The 16,760-nt window shown below is 70.8% G+C and carries 14 protein-coding genes; 13 read left to right on the plus strand and 1 reads right to left on the minus strand.

Annotated elements, in window-relative coordinates; translation table 11 throughout:
* The coding region (locus QSK36_RS11110; protein ID WP_285782321.1) for a helix-turn-helix domain-containing protein at nucleotides 1-382 on the minus strand (382 nt) is incomplete at its 3' end.
* Nucleotides 383-935: 553 nt separating this feature from the next.
* Here QSK36_RS11110 and QSK36_RS11115 point away from each other — a divergent pair.
* From QSK36_RS11115 to QSK36_RS11175, 13 genes are all read left to right on the plus strand, one after another.
* Nucleotides 936-2,327: an MDR family MFS transporter gene (locus tag QSK36_RS11115; RefSeq protein WP_285782322.1), complete on the plus strand. Its 1,392-nt coding sequence runs from the start codon at nucleotides 936-938 to the stop codon at nucleotides 2,325-2,327.
* Between the two features lie 467 nt (nucleotides 2,328-2,794).
* Nucleotides 2,795-3,217: a nuclear transport factor 2 family protein gene (locus tag QSK36_RS11120; RefSeq protein WP_285782323.1), complete on the plus strand. Its 423-nt coding sequence runs from the start codon at nucleotides 2,795-2,797 to the stop codon at nucleotides 3,215-3,217.
* Nucleotides 3,218-3,273: 56 nt separating this feature from the next.
* On the plus strand, nucleotides 3,274-3,735 hold the full coding sequence (locus tag QSK36_RS11125; protein WP_183537937.1) for a nuclear transport factor 2 family protein: 462 nt from the start codon (nucleotides 3,274-3,276) through the stop codon (nucleotides 3,733-3,735).
* A gap of 9 nt (nucleotides 3,736-3,744) precedes the next feature.
* Nucleotides 3,745-4,149 carry a VOC family protein gene (locus QSK36_RS11130; protein WP_285782324.1) on the plus strand — a complete coding sequence of 135 codons (405 nt, stop codon included), beginning with the start codon at nucleotides 3,745-3,747 and terminating at the stop codon, nucleotides 4,147-4,149.
* 205 nt (nucleotides 4,150-4,354) lie between these two features.
* A complete protein-coding gene (locus QSK36_RS11135; RefSeq protein ID WP_067284637.1) occupies nucleotides 4,355-5,812 on the plus strand; it encodes an MFS transporter in 1,458 nt (485 codons plus the stop codon).
* 26 nt (nucleotides 5,813-5,838) lie between these two features.
* Nucleotides 5,839-7,377 (plus strand): mycofactocin dehydrogenase MftG, encoded by a 1,539-nt coding sequence (gene mftG, locus QSK36_RS11140; RefSeq protein WP_183537935.1) that lies wholly within the window; start codon nucleotides 5,839-5,841, stop codon nucleotides 7,375-7,377.
* 3 nt (nucleotides 7,378-7,380) lie between these two features.
* Complete coding sequence (locus tag QSK36_RS11145) at nucleotides 7,381-8,277, plus strand: TIGR03619 family F420-dependent LLM class oxidoreductase (protein ID WP_285782325.1); 897 nt, start codon at nucleotides 7,381-7,383, stop codon at nucleotides 8,275-8,277.
* Nucleotides 8,278-8,295: 18 nt separating this feature from the next.
* Complete coding sequence (locus QSK36_RS11150) at nucleotides 8,296-9,513, plus strand: acyltransferase family protein (RefSeq protein ID WP_183537934.1); 1,218 nt, start codon at nucleotides 8,296-8,298, stop codon at nucleotides 9,511-9,513.
* Between the two features lie 4 nt (nucleotides 9,514-9,517).
* Nucleotides 9,518-10,825 (plus strand): PP2C family protein-serine/threonine phosphatase, encoded by a 1,308-nt coding sequence (locus QSK36_RS11155; protein WP_285782326.1) that lies wholly within the window; start codon nucleotides 9,518-9,520, stop codon nucleotides 10,823-10,825.
* A gap of 6 nt (nucleotides 10,826-10,831) precedes the next feature.
* On the plus strand, nucleotides 10,832-11,602 hold the full coding sequence (locus QSK36_RS11160) for a MinD/ParA family ATP-binding protein (RefSeq protein ID WP_081964603.1): 771 nt from the start codon (nucleotides 10,832-10,834) through the stop codon (nucleotides 11,600-11,602).
* Nucleotides 11,603-11,733: 131 nt separating this feature from the next.
* On the plus strand, nucleotides 11,734-12,558 hold the full coding sequence (locus tag QSK36_RS11165; protein ID WP_041952867.1) for a type 1 glutamine amidotransferase domain-containing protein: 825 nt from the start codon (nucleotides 11,734-11,736) through the stop codon (nucleotides 12,556-12,558).
* Nucleotides 12,559-12,564: 6 nt separating this feature from the next.
* On the plus strand, nucleotides 12,565-14,163 hold the full coding sequence (locus tag QSK36_RS11170; protein ID WP_183537932.1) for a thiamine pyrophosphate-binding protein: 1,599 nt from the start codon (nucleotides 12,565-12,567) through the stop codon (nucleotides 14,161-14,163).
* Complete coding sequence (locus QSK36_RS11175; RefSeq protein ID WP_285782327.1) at nucleotides 14,160-16,721, plus strand: DJ-1/PfpI family protein; 2,562 nt, start codon at nucleotides 14,160-14,162, stop codon at nucleotides 16,719-16,721. Before QSK36_RS11170 ends, QSK36_RS11175 begins: the two co-directional genes overlap by 4 nt.
* Nucleotides 16,722-16,760: the final 39 nt, after the last annotated feature.

Raw genomic sequence — 16,760 nt, forward strand, 5'->3', positions numbered from 1 at the left:
TGTAGGAGGAGCGTGGTCGTTTGTTCGGCTCGGGGGTGACCAGACCGGCCCGCATGAGGTAGCGGCTGATCGTCGCCCGGGACACGGTGACCTGGTGATGCTGGTGCAGATGCCAGGCGATGGTGTCCGGCCCGGCGTCCAGGCCCTGGCCGGACAGGTCCTTGCGCAGGCGGAGGATCAGTTCGACGGTGGCGGCGTCGATCGCGGTCGGTGAGGTGTTGGGTCGTCTGGATCGGGGTTCGTAGGCGTCCTCGCCCTGCTGCCGGTAGCGGGCAACGAGCTTGGACACCCAGCCTTTGGAGACGCCGTAGGAGCGGGCGACCTCTGCCTGTGAGCGGCCCTCGACGACGACCGCCGTGATGATGAGTCTGGCCTTTGACACGGGCTGACTGTCGGCCGCCCGCAGGTCCTAACTCTCCGTGTTTCCTATCTCCGGAGAGATGCTCCGCCGGGGTTTCCTATGTCTCGAGACACCCGTTTCCTATGTCCTGAACCAGAACACCACGCTCTCCGCTCGACCAGCCAAAACGGCGTCTGACCAGCGGATTTGCTAGGTTCAGGCGCCGTTGCTCGTTCCAGTCATGTGCAGCCGTAGGCCACGCCGATCGTGGCGGGAGGACAGCGCTGGAGTGTGTGGACCGGGCACGGACGCCCGGGAGATGGGAGGCCCGGCGCCTCCGTGGACGTGGCCGGAGATCGCCTTCGATGGCGGTGAAAACCGGGTGACCGTTCCGCGTCGCTTGCCGGAATTCCGGCATGGGCGATGAGTTTTGTCGGTGGTGCCTGTCAGGCTTGCCATGAACCACGAATCCAGGTTGGGACGCCAGCCGGGACCAGGTCGTTACCCGACAACCCCTGATCGAGGTGCCGTGTCCATCGCACAGCTTGATTCGCCTGCCGAACCCGCTACCGCCGTCTCAAGGCGCACCCCGGCCGTGATCCGGCTGCTGGTGCTCGCCACGTTCGTGGTCATCCTCAACGAGACGATCATGATCAACGCGATCCCGCGGCTGATGGGCGCTCTGCACATCACCGAGCAGACCGCGCAGTGGCTCTCGACCGCCTTCATGCTGACCATGGCCGCCGTCATCCCGATCACCGGATGGTTCCTGCAGAGGGTGTCCACCCGTCGCGCGTACGCCACGGCGATGGGTTTGTTCCTGGTCGGCACGGCGTTGGCCGCCGCCGCGCCGTCGTTCGAGGTGCTGCTGGGCGCCCGCATCATCCAGGCGTCCGGGACGGCCGTGATGATGCCGCTGCTGATGACCACGTTGATGCAGGTGGTGCCGGAGGCGGAACGGGGCCGCGTGATGGGCAACGTCAGCCTGGCCATCTCGGTCGCGCCCGCGATGGGTCCGACGGTCTCGGGCCTGATCCTTCAATTCGGGTCCTGGCGGCTGCTGTTCGCCGTGGTGCTCCCCATCGCCGCGCTGATCACGTGGCGCGGCCTGAAGCAGCTCGAGAACGTCGGAGAGACCCAGGCCAGTGCGATCGACTGGTTGAGCGTGGTGACCGCCGCCGCCGGCTTCGGCGGCCTGGTCTACGGGCTCAGCCGGTTCGAGGGCGGTGACGTCCGCGTGGCCGCCACGATCGTGGCAGTGGGCCTGGCCGCCATCGTCGTCTTCGTCGTCCGCCAGCTGTCGTTGCAGAAGCGTGGCGTGCCGCTGATGGACCTGCGCACCCTGCGCCACCGCACCTATACGGTCGCGCTGGTCCTGATGTCGGTCGCCTTCATGGCGATGCTCGGCTCGATGATTCTGCTGCCGCTGTACCTGCAGAACGTCCGCGAGCTCAGCCCCCTGGAGACCGGACTCCTCGTGATGCCGGGCGGTCTCGCGATGGGGCTGCTCGGTCCGGCCGTGGGCCGCCTGTTCGACCGGTTCGGCGGCCGGGTTCTGGTCATTCCCGGCGCGATCGGAATCGCGCTCGCGCTCGCCGGCCTCACCCAGGTCACCATGACCATGCCGTACTGGCAGCTCCTGGGTCTGCACGCGCTGTTGATGGTGAGTCTGGCCGCGACCTTCACCCCGGTGTTCACTCTCGGGCTCGGAGCGGTTCCCCCGCAGCTCTACTCCCACGGCAGCTCGATCCTGAGCACTCTGCAGCAGGTCGCCGCGGCCTTCGGCACCGCGCTCGTGATCACCGTGATGAGCGCGCGAGCCGATGCCCTGAAATCCGCGGGAGTCGCAGAGGCGCTCGCCAACCTCGACGGCATGCGGCTGGCCTTCGTCATCGGCGCGGTGCTGTCTTTGGCTGTGGTCGTCACCGCCGTGCTCCTGCCGGCCCGAGCCGACAGCGGCGTCGAGGTCGAGGAATCCGGCCGATGAATCCGGCGTGACGCCGGTGGGCGGAACGCCTGGCGTTGACCTCAAGCGGGACGTCCACCCCAAGCGTTGCCCGTTCCGTCGCATCGAGGGCTCGGCGTCGCCCCAGAGAGTCTGGGCGCGATGCTTGAGCCCTCGATCGTCATGAGCTTCCCCGCTGTTCGTCCACTCTTCGGCATCGGCGCGGGCGGTCCCGCCTCCACCCGGACCGCCGGCTCGCGCACGCCGCCGCTCCGTTCCCCGTGCACGCCGCCGCTGTTCCCGCGCATGCCTCCGTTCCGGTCGGTGCGCCGGTGGGACCGCCCGCGGGTCGCCCGTCACGATCCCGCACACGGCCGGCGTGAAACGGCTGACATTGCGTGCAGTTGGCGGAGTAGTTCTCTTCTCTCTGCGTTTCCTTGCCCCGCCGGGCGCCGCCTTCGTTAACTCGGAACAACCGCGTGAAACGGATTCCGAGAAAGGAGTGCGCGGTGACCGAGGCAGAAGTGCGCCGGCTCGTACAGGAATGGTACGACGCGCTGGACCGGCACGACCCCGTGGAAAAGGTGATTCCTTTTCTCGCCACCGAGGGTCTGGTCATGGAATTCCCCGAGGGCACGCTGAACGGCCTCGAGGACTTCCGCAAGTGGTACGACACCGTGACGCACCGGTTCTTCGACGAGATCCACGAGCTGAAGTCCGTCGACGTGACCCCGACCGGGCCGGGCCGGGCGGACGTGCGGGTCGTCGTCAACTGGCAGGCCACGATCTGGGACGCGCCCTCGCCCAAGAGCGCCTGGCTCGGCTTCGACGCCACGCAGACGTGGTCCGTCACGTCCGAGGACGGCGCTCCCAGGATCCTCACCTACGTGGTCGAGGACCTCGCCCCGATGCCCGGGTCGGCCTCCCTCTAGCCCTCCGGCGACATTCGTCCGCAACCCCAGCAACCAGAGCAGTAAGGAGCGCAAGCATGAGCGAGCTCACCGCCGCACGCGTGTACGAGGCCTACGACGCCCTCATGTCGGGCGACCTGGCCAAGGCCGAGCAGTACTGGGACCCGGCGGTCCGGTTCCTGACCCCCGGCCACCACCCGTACGCGGGCTGGCACGAGGGCCTGGAGGCCTTCGTCGCCTTCATCAACAAGGTGCACGAGGTCTCCGGCGGCACCTTCACCATGGACCCCGTCACCGTGCTGGTCAACGACGTCGACGGCTACTCGGTCGACGTCAACCGCACCTACGCCACCCGCGGCCACGCCTCCTCCGACAGCACGTCTCCGTTCGACCGCCTGGAGATCGAGGGCCTGCACCTGCTGAAGTGGGAGAACGGCCGGGTCGTCGAGGGGCGCGGCGCCATCTTCGGCGACGGCAGCACGGCGTTCAACATGTGGTGGTCGCCGGTCAACCCCGACGGCACCCGCACCGTGGTCTGAGGGGTCGGCGTGCGCTGGTCACACGCCGCCCTGAACTGCGGCGACCTCGACACCACCGAGAAGTTCTACACGACCTGGTTCGGCGCCCGCAGGGTGAACGAGTTCGACCTCGGCGACCTGCGCATCGTCTTCCTGCGGCTGGGCGACGCCTACCTGGAGCTGTTCGGGCAGGCCCGCCCGCCCGCAGGGGAGACCCCCGGCGCTGACGGCCATCCGGTCGCCGGCACGGTCAGGCACATCGCCTTCCAGACCGACGACCTCGACGGCTTCCTGCGCCGCATCGAGGGGCAGGCCGAGATCACCCTGGGCCCTCTCGATTTCTCCGCCCACATCCACGGCTGGCGCAGCGTGTGGCTGCGCGACCCCGACGGCGTGATCGTCGAAGTGAGCGAGGGATACCGGGACCGCGCCTGACGGTGGTACTCGCGATACCAGCACAGGTCGATTCTGGAGCATGCGGCCGCCGCCGGAAAAGCTTTATCGGAATCCCCCCGTTCGCAACGCCCTAGGAGAGGAAGATGAGCAAGCGAAGCGAGCGAATGACCGGGCGCTGCGCGTTTAGCAAGGCGATCGAAATCGTGCCTCCGGCAAACGCCGCGGACCGCTGTGAGGTGACGGCATGAGCAGCGTCACCGGATCGGTCCCCGCGAGCATCGGAGAAACGCACGACCGCACTCGGTGGTTCGCGCTCCCTGTCATTCTCGTCGGCACGTTCATGACAATTCTGGATTTCTTCATCGTGAACGTCGCCATTCCGTCGGCCCAGGCGGAGCTGAGCGCCAGCGACGCGCAGATCCAGTTCGTCGTCGCCGGCTACGGCGTCGCGTACGCCTCGGGCCTGATCACCGGCGGACGCCTCGGCGACCTGTACGGCAGGCGCAGGGTGTTCGCCATCGGCCTCACGGCGTTCACCGTCGCCTCGGCCCTGTGCGGCCTGGCGGTGAGCGCGGAGATGCTGGTGGTCTCCCGGGCCCTGCAGGGCATGGCGGCCGCGCTCATGTTCCCGCAGGTCCTGTCCATCATCAACGTCACGTACACCGGTGACGACCGGCCGCGGGCGTTCGCCGGGTACGGCGCCGCCCTCGGCCTCGCCACGGTCGGCGGGCAGGTGATCGGCGGCCTGCTGATCGCCTCCGACGTGCTCGGGCTGGGCTGGCGCGCCTGCTTCCTGGTGAACCTGCCCATCGGCCTGGTCACGTTGCTCCTGCTGCCGCGCCTGGTCCCCGAGTCGCGTTCCGAGAGCGCGCGCGGTCTCGACCTGGTCGGTGTGGCCATCGTGTTCCCCGCCGTCCTGCTGCTGCTCGTGCCCTTGGTGGAGGGCCGGCAGGAGGGCTGGCCCGCCTGGACGTTCGTCTCCCTGGCGGCGAGCGTCGTGGTGTTCGCGCTGTTCACGTGGCAGCAGGTGCGCCTGTCCCGGGCGGGCGGCACGCCCCTGGTCGAGCCGTCCCTGTTCCGTTCCCGGTCGTTCGTGACCGGCCTGACCACCGTGCTCGCCGTGTACGGCGGCATGGCCTCGTTCATGCTCGTGATCGCGCTGTATGTGCAGGACGGCCTGCGCTACTCCCCGCTCAGGGCGGGGATGGTCTTCCTGCCCATGGGCGTGGCGTTCTTCGCCACCTCCATGAACGCGGCGAAGTTCATCCGCAGGCTCGGCCGCCGCACGCTCACCGTCGGCGCGATCCTGATCGTCGCCGGGGAGGTCTGCCTCGCGCTGATCACCCGCGACGCCGGCGCCGGGGTGAACCTGCCGCTGTACGAGGTGCTGATGGCCGTGGCCGGCGCTGGGATCGGCATGGTCGGCGCCCCGCTGCTGTCCCAGGTGCTGCTCGGCGTGGAGCCGGAGTACGCCGGGTCGGCCTCGGGCGTGCTGTCCACGGTTCAGCAGATGGCCGGCGCTCTCGGCGTCGCGATCATCGGGATCATCTTCTTCGGCACCCTCAACGGCGCGAGCGTCTCCCCCGCCGCCTACGGCAGGGCGTTCGCGGCGAGTCTCGTCTACCTCATCGCGCTCGCGGCGCTGGCCTCCGTGGTGACCATACCGAACCGGTGGTGGACCGGACGGTTCCGCGCCCGGTGACGCGACCGGACTCAGGAGTTGCCCTCATGTACACCGACATCATCATCGGGGCCGGGTCGGCCGGGGCGGTCGTGGCCGCCCGGCTCTCCGAAGACCCGGACCGCCGTGTCCTGCTGCTGGAGGCCGGCCCCGATTTCCCCGACGTCGAGACCATGCCGGAGGACCTCCGCAACGGCCTCTACCCGTCGTTCATCGACCACGACTGGGGCTTCCGGGCCGAGGCGGTGCCCGGGCGGGAGATCCCGCTGGCCCGCGGCAAGGTCGTGGGCGGCTGCTCGGCCATCAACACCTCGCTGGCCGTACGGCCGCGACCCGTCGACTTCGAGGAGTGGTCCTCCCTCGGCGTGGGCGGCTGGACGTGGGAGGAGGTCCTGCCCTACTTCAACCGGCTGGAGGACGACCGCGACTTCGGCCCGCCCGACCACGGGAAGGGCGGGCCCATCCCGGTCTGGCGGTGGCGGGACGAGCAGCTCGGCCCGCTGCAGGTGGCCCTGCGGGAGGCGTGCAAGTCGCTCGGCTTCCCGGAGACCGAGGACCACAACGCGCCGGACGGCGCCGGGGTCGGCCCGCTGGCCACCAACCAGGTGGACGGGCTGCGGATCTCCACGGCCATCGCCTACCTCGGGCCGGCGCGCGAGCGCGGCAACCTGGAGATCAGGCCGGAGACGCTGGTCGACAGGATCCTCGTGGAGGACGGCCGCGCCGTCGGCGTCGTCGTCCGCGGCGAGCGGGGCGAGGAGGTCGTCCGGGGCGACCGTATCGTGCTCAGCGCGGGCGCGATCGGCACGCCGGCCATCCTCATGCGGTCGGGGATCGGGGACGCCCAGGCCCTCGGACGGCTCGGCGTCCCCGTGGTCGCCGACCTGCCGGGCGTGGGCGAGAACCTGAAGGACCACCCCACCTGCCTGGTGACCTTCCGCCCGCGGCCCGGCGTGTACGACGAGTCGCTGCCGGTCGTGCAGATGATGCTGCAGGGGACCTACCCCGGCTCCGGCGAGACCGACGACATGCAGATCTACGTCTTCAGTCACGTCGACCTGAACGGGTTCGCCGCCGACCTGCGCGAGCAGATCGGCACCGACAAGGTCTTCATGATCTCGACGGGGGTCGAACGGCCGTTCTCGGTCGGCCGGGTGACGGTCGAGTCGACCGACCCCGCGGCCGCACCGAAGATCGTCTACAACTTCTTCGACCACCCCGAGGACCTGCGCCGCATGCGGGAGGGCATCCGCCTCGCCCGGCGCATCGCCGAGACCCCGTACTTCCGGCCGTTCGCGATGGGCGACATGGTGCCGTCGCCGGAGGTCATCGAGTCCGACGAGGCGCTGGACGAGTTCATGCGCGCCACCGTCGACAACCACTGCCACCCGATGGGCACGGCCCGCATGGGACCCGACGGGGACCCGGGTGCGGTGGTGGACGAGCGCTGCCGCGTGCGGGGCGTCGAGGGCCTCGTCGTGGCGGACGCGTCCGTCATCCCCGTCACCATCCGAGTCAACACCAACCTCACCTGCATCATGATCGGCGAGCGTGTCGCCGACTGGCTGCGGGCCGACCAGGACTAGAAAATGCCGCTCACCACCGAAATCGCACGTGCGGAGACCGCACCGCCCGCCATCGGCCTGTTCGCCCTCAACGGCGGCGAGACCGTGGAGGACCCCGCCGACATGCGGGACATCGCCCGGCTCGCCGAGGACGCCGGCTACGACTCGCTGTGGATGGGGGAGCACCCGGTGATGCCGGTGCCCCCGCCTCCGGGCGGATGGTTCCACCCCGGGTACGTCCTCAACGACCCGCTGATCACGCTGTCCCATCTGGCCGCGCTGACCAGCACGATCCGGCTGTGCACCGGCGTCATGCTGCTGCCGCTGCGCAATCCCGTGATCACGGCCAAGCAGGTGGCGACGCTCGACCGGCTGTCGGGCGGGCGGTTCACGCTCGGTTTCGGCATGGGCTACATCAGGGCCCAGGCGGACGCGGTCGGGGTGGCCTTCAGGGGCCGCGCCGACCGCGGCCGCGAGCATCTCGAGGCCATGCGCGCCCTGTGGTACGACGAGCCGCCGGTGGCCTACCACGGCGCCCACGTCGACTTCAGTGGCGTGGAGTCCTTCCCCCGGCCGGTGCAGGCCGACCTGCCGCTGGTCGCGGGCGGCCACAGCGACAAGGCGCTGCGCCTCGCGATCACGCACGCCCACGGGTGGTTCGCCTTCGGCCTGCCGCCCGCGCACCTCGAGGCCCTGCTCATGCGCCTGCGCGACATCGCGCGGACGGTGGAGCGGCCGGCCCGGCTCGGTCCTCTGTCGATCACGGTGTCCCCGCCCAGGGGCGGGATCGACAAGGACATCGTCGAGGCCTACCGGCGCCTGGGCGTCGACCGCCTGGTGCTGTGGGCCCCTCCCAACCTCGGGGCGCGCGGGCTGGCGGACTACGTCCGTCGCAACGCCGCCCACATCTCTTCTCCGTGAGTGAGTTGAGGAGATCCAATGGAAACCACCGGCACGGCCGTGTCGACCACGCGGCTGCCGTCGCTGACCGGTATGCGGATCATCGCCGCCGGCATGATCTTCTTCTTTCACGCCCAGTTCGAGCACGTGTTCGCCGACCCCGCCGCGCAGGACGTGTACGCGGCCATCCTCGGTCAGGGCGGGCCCACGGGCGTCGGATTCTTCTTCATCCTGAGCGGGTTCGTCCTCACCTGGTCCGCCAGGGCCGGTGACACGCCGGGACGGTTCTGGCGCCGCCGGTTCTTCAAGGTCTACCCGAACCACTTCGTCACGTTCCTGGTCGCGGCGCTGCTGCTGACCTGGCTCGTGACGCCGCCCCAGGCCGGGCCCGCGCTGCTCAACCTGTTCCTGCTGCAGGCGTGGACCCCGAACCTGTCGGTCATGCTCAGCGTGAACTCCGTCTCCTGGTCGCTGTCCTGCGAGGCGGCGTTCTACCTGCTGTTCCCGTTCCTGCTGACGCGGATCAACCGGATCAGGCCGGAACGGCTGTGGTGGCTGGCCGGCGGGCTGCTCGCCCTGATGTGGGCCGTGCCCACCGTCGTCGCCCGGCTGCCCCTGCCCACCGGCGGCCCGAGCATCCCATGGCACAACGTGTCGCAGTGGGAGTTCTGGCTGGCCTACACCGCCCCGCCGGTGCGCGCGCTCGACTTCGTGCTCGGCATGGTCATGGCGCGCATCGTCCTCAGCGGCAAGTGGATAGGGCTCCGGCTCGGCCCGGCGTTCGCGCTGCTGGTGGTGGGCTTCCTGGCCGCCGGCGTGGTCCCGGTCGTCTACCGGATGGTGGCCGTCACCGCGATCCCGATGGCCCTGGTGATCCCGGCCGCCGCCATGGCCGACGTCAGAGGCACCAGATCGCTGCTGCGCCTTCCGGTGATGGTGTGGCTGGGGGACATCTCGTTCGCCTTCTACCTGTGGCACCGGCTCGTGCTCCGCTTCGGACACATGGCGGTGGGCGCGAAGCGGCAGTGGGACACCCTGCCCGCGCTCGGCATGCTGCTCGCCGCCCTCGCCGTGACCATCGCGCTGTCCTGGCTGCTCTACCGCTTCGTCGAGGTGCCGGCGATGCGGCGCTGGAGCAAACCGCGCCGGCGGCCCGCCGGGGCCGTCGCCCCCGAGGCGGTGGCGGCGCCCGAGGACACGGTCGTCTCTCCCCGGCCCGCCCCCTCCGCCCTTCCCCTTCCGCCGCCGGAGGGATAGTCCGATGGCCGAGCTGTCGGCGGTGCTCGTCCTGCGCGACAGAACGTCCCTCGAGACGTCCCAGGAGGACGGGCACGACCTCGACGAGGCGCTGCGGGCCGCGAGGATGCGGGTCGTCCACGCCCTGCCGGACGAGGTCGTCAAGCACCTCACCGGACCCGACCCGCCCGACCTGCTCCTGCTCCCGTCCTCACTGGGCGCGGACCGCGTCGGCCGGTACGGAATGCTCCTGCGCCGGGGGAACGGGGACCTCCTCGTCCCCCCGGCGCCGGAGGGCGACCCGTCCGGGCGGCACCAGGCGCGGCACACGGCGGTGATGGTCTACCTGGACGGGGAGCTGGCCGACCTGGAGGCCTGCGTCAAGCACGGTTACCACTACCTCGTCCCGCCGTACCGCGGCTCGCTCATCAGGACCCAGCTGATGTGCGACGTGGAGCGGCACCGGCTGGCTCGCGTGGCGGAGGAGGCGGCCCTGGCCGTCTCCCTCCGCCAGTACGAGCGCGAGCTGCGCATCGCCCAGGAGATCCAGGAGGGGTTCCTGCCCTCCGACCTTCCGTGCGCGCCGGGCTGGGAGATCGACGTACGCTTCCGCCCGGCCCGCGCGGTGGCCGGCGACTTCTACGACGCGTTCCCCCTGCTGCAGGGACGCCGCCTGTCCATCGTGGTGGCGGACGTGTGCGACAAGGGGGTCGGGGCGGCGCTGTTCATGGCCCTGATCCGCACGCTGCTGCGGCACACGGCCGAGCACGCCGGGCAGTGGAACCTCTTCGACGGCCTGCCGCCGCTCGAAGCGCTCGCCCGGGACGTCCGGCAGGAGTCCCCCGCGCTCGTGCCGGGGGCGGCGCCCCTGCTGCAGGCCATGACGGGGACCAACCGCTACATGACGAGCAACCACCAGGGGTACTTCGCGACCGTCTTCTTCGGGGTGCTCGACCCGGAGTCCGGCTGCCTGCTGTACGCCAACGGCGGCCACAATCCGCCCCTCCTCAGGCGGGCGGGCGGCCGCCTGGAGCGGCTGCAGGTGACCGGACCGGCCGTGGGGCTGCACCCCGACTCGGAGTTCCGCCTCGCCGAGGTGCGGCTCGACCCCGGCGACGTGCTGCTCGCCTACACCGACGGGGTGACGGACAGCCGGGACCCCGAAGGCGAGTTCTACGGGGAGGACCGCCTGTCGGCCCTGGTCCGCGGCCTGGCCGGCACCTCACTGGGGCTGCTGGAGCGCGTGGAGGCCGACGTACGGGCCCATCTGCGCGACGGCGAGCAGTACGACGACATCACGATGCTGGCCCTGCGCCGGCTCGCCGGCCGGTGACGGCGCATGCCGATGATCGTGACGGTCCACTCGTGGGGTGGCGGGGTCGGCAAGACCACGGCCGTCGCCAACCTGGGCTATCTGCTCGCCCGGCTGGGACTGCGGGTCGGCCTCGTCGACGCCGGCCTGCAGGCGCCCGGCCTCCATCTCGCCTGCGGCGTCCCCGACGGGCAGCTGCGCCGCGGCATCACCGGCTACCTGGTGGGCGAGTGCGGGCTCGACGACATCCTGTACGACCTCGGCCCGCTCGCCGGTCTCGGCGGCGGCCGCGGCGCGCTGCACCTCGCCCCCGGCGTGGTGGACATGGGGGCGATAGCCCGGCCCGCCCTCGCGGGCCAGTACGACACGGGACTGCTGCACGAGGGCATCCGGCAGATGGCCGTGGCGCTCGACCTCGACGCCGTCCTCGTGGACACGCATTCCGGGGTCAACCACGAGGCCGTGCACGCCCTTGCCATCGCGGACGTCTGCCTGACGGCGGCCCGCCCCGACACGCGCGGTCTGTCCGGCGGCCCGCTGATGGCCACCATATCGAGACGGCTCAGCGTGCCCTTCGCCCTCGTGCTGTTCACGATGGTCCCGCCCGGGATGACGAACACCGCGCTCACCGGCATCGCGCTGCGCCGGTACGAATCCCCCATGGCCGGCGCGCTGCCCTGGGCCGCGGAGCTGGCCAGGGGCGACCACACCGGGCTGTTCGCGGCCGCCTTTCCCGAGCACCCTTTCACGGTCGCGCTGCACGACGTCGCGAATCTGCTGGCCGGGCTGCGCACCTGACGGAGTGCCGCCGCCGACTTCAAGAAGTAGGCGCGGCCCCCGCCGTTTTCCTTGTCCGTCGCATCCGCGTCGCCTTGACTTCTGGCTGACGGAATTCATCACGACCGCACGTAGATTGGAGAGCAATCAAGATGTCGAAAAGAATTCTCGTTCTCCTTTCCGAGTACGGCTACTGGGGGGAGGAATTGCTCGGCCCGGTCACCGCTTTCGACCGGGAAGGATATGAGACCGTTTTCGCCACGCCGACGGGGAAGCGGCCCCGGGCCCTCCCGCCGAGCCTCGACCCCGGCTACATCGACCCGCCGCTCGGCCGCTCGGTCACCACGCCGGAGGTGGCCGTCGCGGCCAGGGACCTCGACGAGTCGAACCGGCTGGACGCCCCGCTGAGCCTGAGCGCGTGGATTCCCGAGCGGCCGTACGACAGCGAGCCCGACCACCTCCGCAAGTTGGAGGCGTACTACCGCGCCCTGGGCGAGGTCGACGCCGACATCGAGCAGTACGACGCGCTGGTGATCGTGGGCGGCAGCGGCCCGATCGTCGACCTCGCCAACAGCGGCCGCGTGCACGACCTGATCCTCGCGTTCCTCCGGGCGGACAAGCCGATCCTGGCCGAGTGCTACGGCATCGCCTGCCTGGCCTTCGCCCGCGACTGGGAGACCCGGGAGAGCATCATCTGGGGCAAGCACGTCACCGGCCACTGCAAGGAGTACGACTACAAGGACGGCACCGGCTTCCTCGGTGTGGACTTCAACATGGGCCCGCCGCCGTACCCGCTGGAGTACATCCTGCGCGACGCGACCGGCCCCGACGGCCGCTACCACGGCAACGTCGGCAGGGAGACCTCCGTCATCGTCGACTACCCGTTCATCACCGCCAGGTCCACGCCCGACTCGTTCCTGTCGGGGGAGAAGCTGGTGGACGTCCTCGAGACCGGGCTGCGCCGGTACGGCTGGTGATCCGACGTGGCTTCGAGACCGGGCAAGGTCGCGATGTTCGAGCAGTTCGCGGCGGACGGGATCAGGCTCGTCTTCGGCAATCCCGGCACCGTTGAGCAGGGCTTCCTCGATGTACTCGAACAGCGCGCGGACATGGAGTACGTCCTGGCCCTGCAGGAGACCGTCGCGGTGGCCATCGCGGACGGCTACGCCCGCGCCACGGCGGGGCCCGCGCTCGTCCAGCTCCACGCCGGCGTGGGGCTGGGCAACGCGGTCGGCATGCTGTACCAGGCCATGCGCGGCCACTCGCCCCTCGTCGTCGTCGCGGGCGAGGCGGGCGTCCAGTACGAGAGCATGGACGCCCAGATGGCCGCCGACCTCGTGGCGATGGCGCGGCCGGTGACGAAGTACGCCACCCGGGTCACGCACCCCGGTTCGGTGCTGCGGGTGCTGCGCCGGGCCGTCAAGACGGCGATGACGCCGCCGCGGGGCCCCGTCTTCGTGGCGCTGCCGATGGACGTCCTCGACGCGCAGACCGCCGAGCCGGCGGTGCCGAGCACCGTGCCGAGCCGCGCGGTGACGCCGGCCCCGTACGACCTCGACCGGGCGGCCCGGGTGCTGCGGGACGCGCGGTCACCGGTGATCCTCATGGGCGACGGCGTCGCGGTCTCCGGCGCCCAGGAGGAGCTGGCGCTCGTGGCCGAGCGGCTCGGCGCCCCGGTCTGGGGGGTCGACTCGTCCGAGGTCAACATCGACACCGCGCATCCGCTCTACCGGGGGCAGCTCGGGCACATGTTCGGCCACGTCAGCGCCGCGGCGGTCCGCGACGCCGACGCCGTGCTGATCGTGGGGACGTACGTGTTCCCCGAGGTCTTCCCCCACCTGGTCAGCCCGTTCAGGGAGGATGCGCGGATCGTCCACGTCGACCTCGACGACTACGAGATCGCCAAGAACTTCCCCGTGGACGTCGCGCTGTGCGCCGACCCCAAGCTCACACTGGCCGCCCTCGCCGACCGCCTGCCTCCCGCGCCGGTGCGCCCGGCGCTCGCGGGGCCACCCCCGGAGGGCGACACGCTGATGGACGCCTTCGCGGCCGAGATCGCCCGCCGGGTCCCGGCCGGCCTGGTCGTCTTCGACGAGGCGCTCACCGCCTCGCCCGCGCTCACCCGCCGCCTGCCCGCCCGCGTCCCCGGCTCGTACTTCCTCACCAGGGGCGGCTCGCTCGGCGTCGGCATCCCGGGTGCGATCGGGGCGAAGCTGGCCCGGCCGGACGCCGAGGTCGTCGGATTCACCGGGGACGGCGGCAGCATGTACACGATCCAGGCCCTGTGGACGGCGGCCCGGCACAACGTGGCCGCGCGGTTCGTCATCTGCAACAACCGCCGTTATCAGCTGCTCGACGACAACATCGAGCAGTACTGGCGCGAGCGGGACGTCCCCCCGCACGCGCACCCGTCCGGCTTCGACCTCGCCCGGCCGGAGATCGACTTCCCGGCCCTCGCCCGGAGCATGGGCGTCGAGGCCGTCCGGGTGGACAAACCCGCACAGGTGGAGCGCGCCGTCGAGCGGATGCTGTCCGCGCCCGGTCCGTTCCTCGTCGACCTCGACACGGGAGGGACCCGGTGAACAGGCTGGACGGGGCCACCGTCGCCATCCTCATCGAGAGCGACTTCGTCGAGCCCGAGGTGCACTACTACCAGCGCAGGTTCGCGGAGGAAGGGGCGCGGACCCGGTTCGTCACCCGCCTGTGGGGGCAGCCGTCGCTCACCTTCCACGGGCACGAGTTCCGCGAGCCCCTGACCGTGGACGGCGACCTGGAGGCCCTCGACGCCGAGGGCCTGCGGGAGCTCGACGCGCTCATCGTCCCGTCCGGCATGGTGTCGGACCGGCTGCGCTACAGCGAGAACGCGGGGGAGCTCTCCCCCGCGGTGCGCCTGCTGCGGGACGCGTTCGCGCTGCCGGACGTGCTGAAGGGGATCGTCTGCCACGGCATGTGGCTGGTGTCGCCCATCGCGGAGGTCGTCCGGGGACGCCGGGTGACCTGCCACAACAACCTCATCTCCGACGTGCGCAACATGGGAGCGGTCTACACCGACCAGGACGTGGTGGTCGACGGAGACCTGGTGACCGCGCGCACGGCCGACCACTGCCACGCCTTCGCCCGCATGATGATCGAGCTGATCGCGGCGCGGCGCGGGCGCAGGACGGCCGGCGCTCCCCGGCGCGTCGTGCCCCGGCGCGCCGTGCCCCGCCACCTACCGGCCCGCCACGAGCCGGTCGGGAAGGAGAGCGGAGCGGAGAACAGGGGGGAGGGCGACCGGCGGCCCGCCGTCCCCTCCCCCCGGGCCGCGTCGGGGGACACGGAGCCGGCCGGGCGCGGCGGCTACACCTACTCCGACCTGGTGGCCGGTGTGATCACCGGGTACGACGCCGAGCAGGGGCTCGTCGACCTGCGCACCGCGGAGGGCCGCACGGTCACCGCGCGGCTCACCTCGACCACATCGGCCGAGTTCCTGCGCAACCTCGGCGATCCCTACCTCGACGCGTCCGGTCACCTGCGGGAGCTGCTCACGCCGGGGCGGCGGCTGTTCGCCCACGGGATCTTCTACCCCGACGGCGGGCCGGCCTCCTTCGACGCCAAGCGGCTGGTCTTCGTCGGCCGCAGACCCGACGAGCACGTCTTCGAGCAGCCCGACTGGTGGGTGCGGCAGATCCGCGAGCTGGGCCGCTTCTACCGGCGGGCCCAGTTCGGGGACGAGGGGCCGGTGGACTTCGCCGACTACCGCACGGTGCTGCGGCTGGGCGGCGACAAGGCCGACCACCACGTGCAGGAGACCGACACCATCTCCCGGCTGGTCTACGGGATGTCGTCGGCGTACATGCTCACCGGCGACGAGGACTTCCTCGAGGTGGCCGAGCGCGGCACCGCCTACCTGCGCGAGCACATGCGGTTCGTCGACCCCGACGAGGACGTCGTCTACTGGTACCACGGCATCGACGTGCGGGACGGGGTCGAGCACAAGCTCTTCACCTCGGAGTTCGGCGACGACTACGACGCCATCCCGATGTACGAGCAGATCTACGCCCTCGCCGGGCCCACGCAGTTCTTCCGGGTGACCGGCGACCCGGAGGTGGCCGCCGACATCGACGGCACCCTGCGGCTGTTCCGCAAGTTCTTCCGCGATCCCGACCGCGGCGGCTACTACTCCCACATCGACCCGATCCTGCTCAGCCCGCACCACGAGTCGCTCGGGCCCAACCGGTCGCGCAAGAACTGGAACTCCGTCGGCGACCACGCGCCGGCGTATCTGATCAACCTGTTCCTCGGGACGGGCGACGAGCGGCACGCCGACATGCTGGAGGAGACGTTCGACCTGATCGTGCGGCACATGCCGCGCGAGGACAGCCCGTTCGTGCAGGAGCGGTTCCACGGCGACTGGTCCCCGGACCGCACGTGGGACTGGCAGCAGGACAGGGCGGTGGTCGGGCACAACCTCAAGATCTCGTGGAACCTCATGCGGATGATGTCGATCCGTCCGAAGGACCGCTACCGCGAGCTCGCCGAGCGGATCGGCCACCGGATGCCGGAGCTCGGCGCCGACCTGCGCCGCGGCGGCTGGTACGACGTGGTCGAGCGGAGCCTGGAGCCGGGGCGGCGGGTGCACCGCTTCGTCTGGCACGACCGCAAGGCCTGGTGGCAGCAGGAGCAGGCGATCCTGGCCTACCAGATCCTGGCCGCGCTGACGGGGCAGGAGGAGTTCCGGGGACGGGCGCGCGAGGCGGCCGCGTTCTACAACGCGTTCTTCCTCGACCACGACGAGGGCGGCGTCTACTTCAACGTCCTGGCGGACGGCACGCCCTACCTGGTGGGGACCGAGCGGCTGAAGGGCAGCCACTCGATGAGCATGTGCCACGCGGCCGAGCTGTGCTTCCTGGCGACGGTCTACCAGCGCCTGCTCCTCGACCGGGAACCGCTGAGCCTGTGGTTCCGGCCCTCCCCCGACGGGTTCCCCGACCGGGTGCTGCGGGTCGCGCCGGACGCCCTGCCGCCCGGCATGGTGCGCCTCGACTGGGTCGAGGTGGACGGCAGGCCCTACTCCGCGTTCGACCCCGAGGGCCTCACGGTCAAGCTGCCGGACTCAGAACGGCCGCTCACGGTCCGCGCGCACCTCGCTCCTCGATAGGCCCCCGATAAGCCGCCCGACAAGCCCCCCGGTCAGCCC

The organism is Microbispora sp. NBRC 16548 (assembly GCF_030268985.1).
Taxonomy (GTDB): Bacteria; Actinomycetota; Actinomycetes; order Streptosporangiales; family Streptosporangiaceae; genus Microbispora; species Microbispora catharanthi.

Bases quoted from the DNA above. Each gene is read 5' to 3' on its own strand.
- QSK36_RS11125 (WP_183537937.1), top strand. From the start codon at position 3,274: ATGAGCGAGCTCACCGCCGCACGCGTGTACGAGGCCTACGACGCCCTC.
- QSK36_RS11135 (WP_067284637.1), top strand. From the start codon at position 4,355: ATGAGCAGCGTCACCGGATCGGTCCCCGCGAGCATCGGAGAAACGCAC.
- mftG (WP_183537935.1), top strand. From the start codon at position 5,839: ATGTACACCGACATCATCATCGGGGCCGGGTCGGCCGGGGCGGTCGTG.
- QSK36_RS11145 (WP_285782325.1), top strand. From the start codon at position 7,381: ATGCCGCTCACCACCGAAATCGCACGTGCGGAGACCGCACCGCCCGCC.
- QSK36_RS11150 (WP_183537934.1), top strand. From the start codon at position 8,296: ATGGAAACCACCGGCACGGCCGTGTCGACCACGCGGCTGCCGTCGCTG.
- QSK36_RS11155 (WP_285782326.1), top strand. From the start codon at position 9,518: ATGGCCGAGCTGTCGGCGGTGCTCGTCCTGCGCGACAGAACGTCCCTC.
- QSK36_RS11160 (WP_081964603.1), top strand. From the start codon at position 10,832: ATGCCGATGATCGTGACGGTCCACTCGTGGGGTGGCGGGGTCGGCAAG.
- QSK36_RS11165 (WP_041952867.1), top strand. From the start codon at position 11,734: ATGTCGAAAAGAATTCTCGTTCTCCTTTCCGAGTACGGCTACTGGGGG.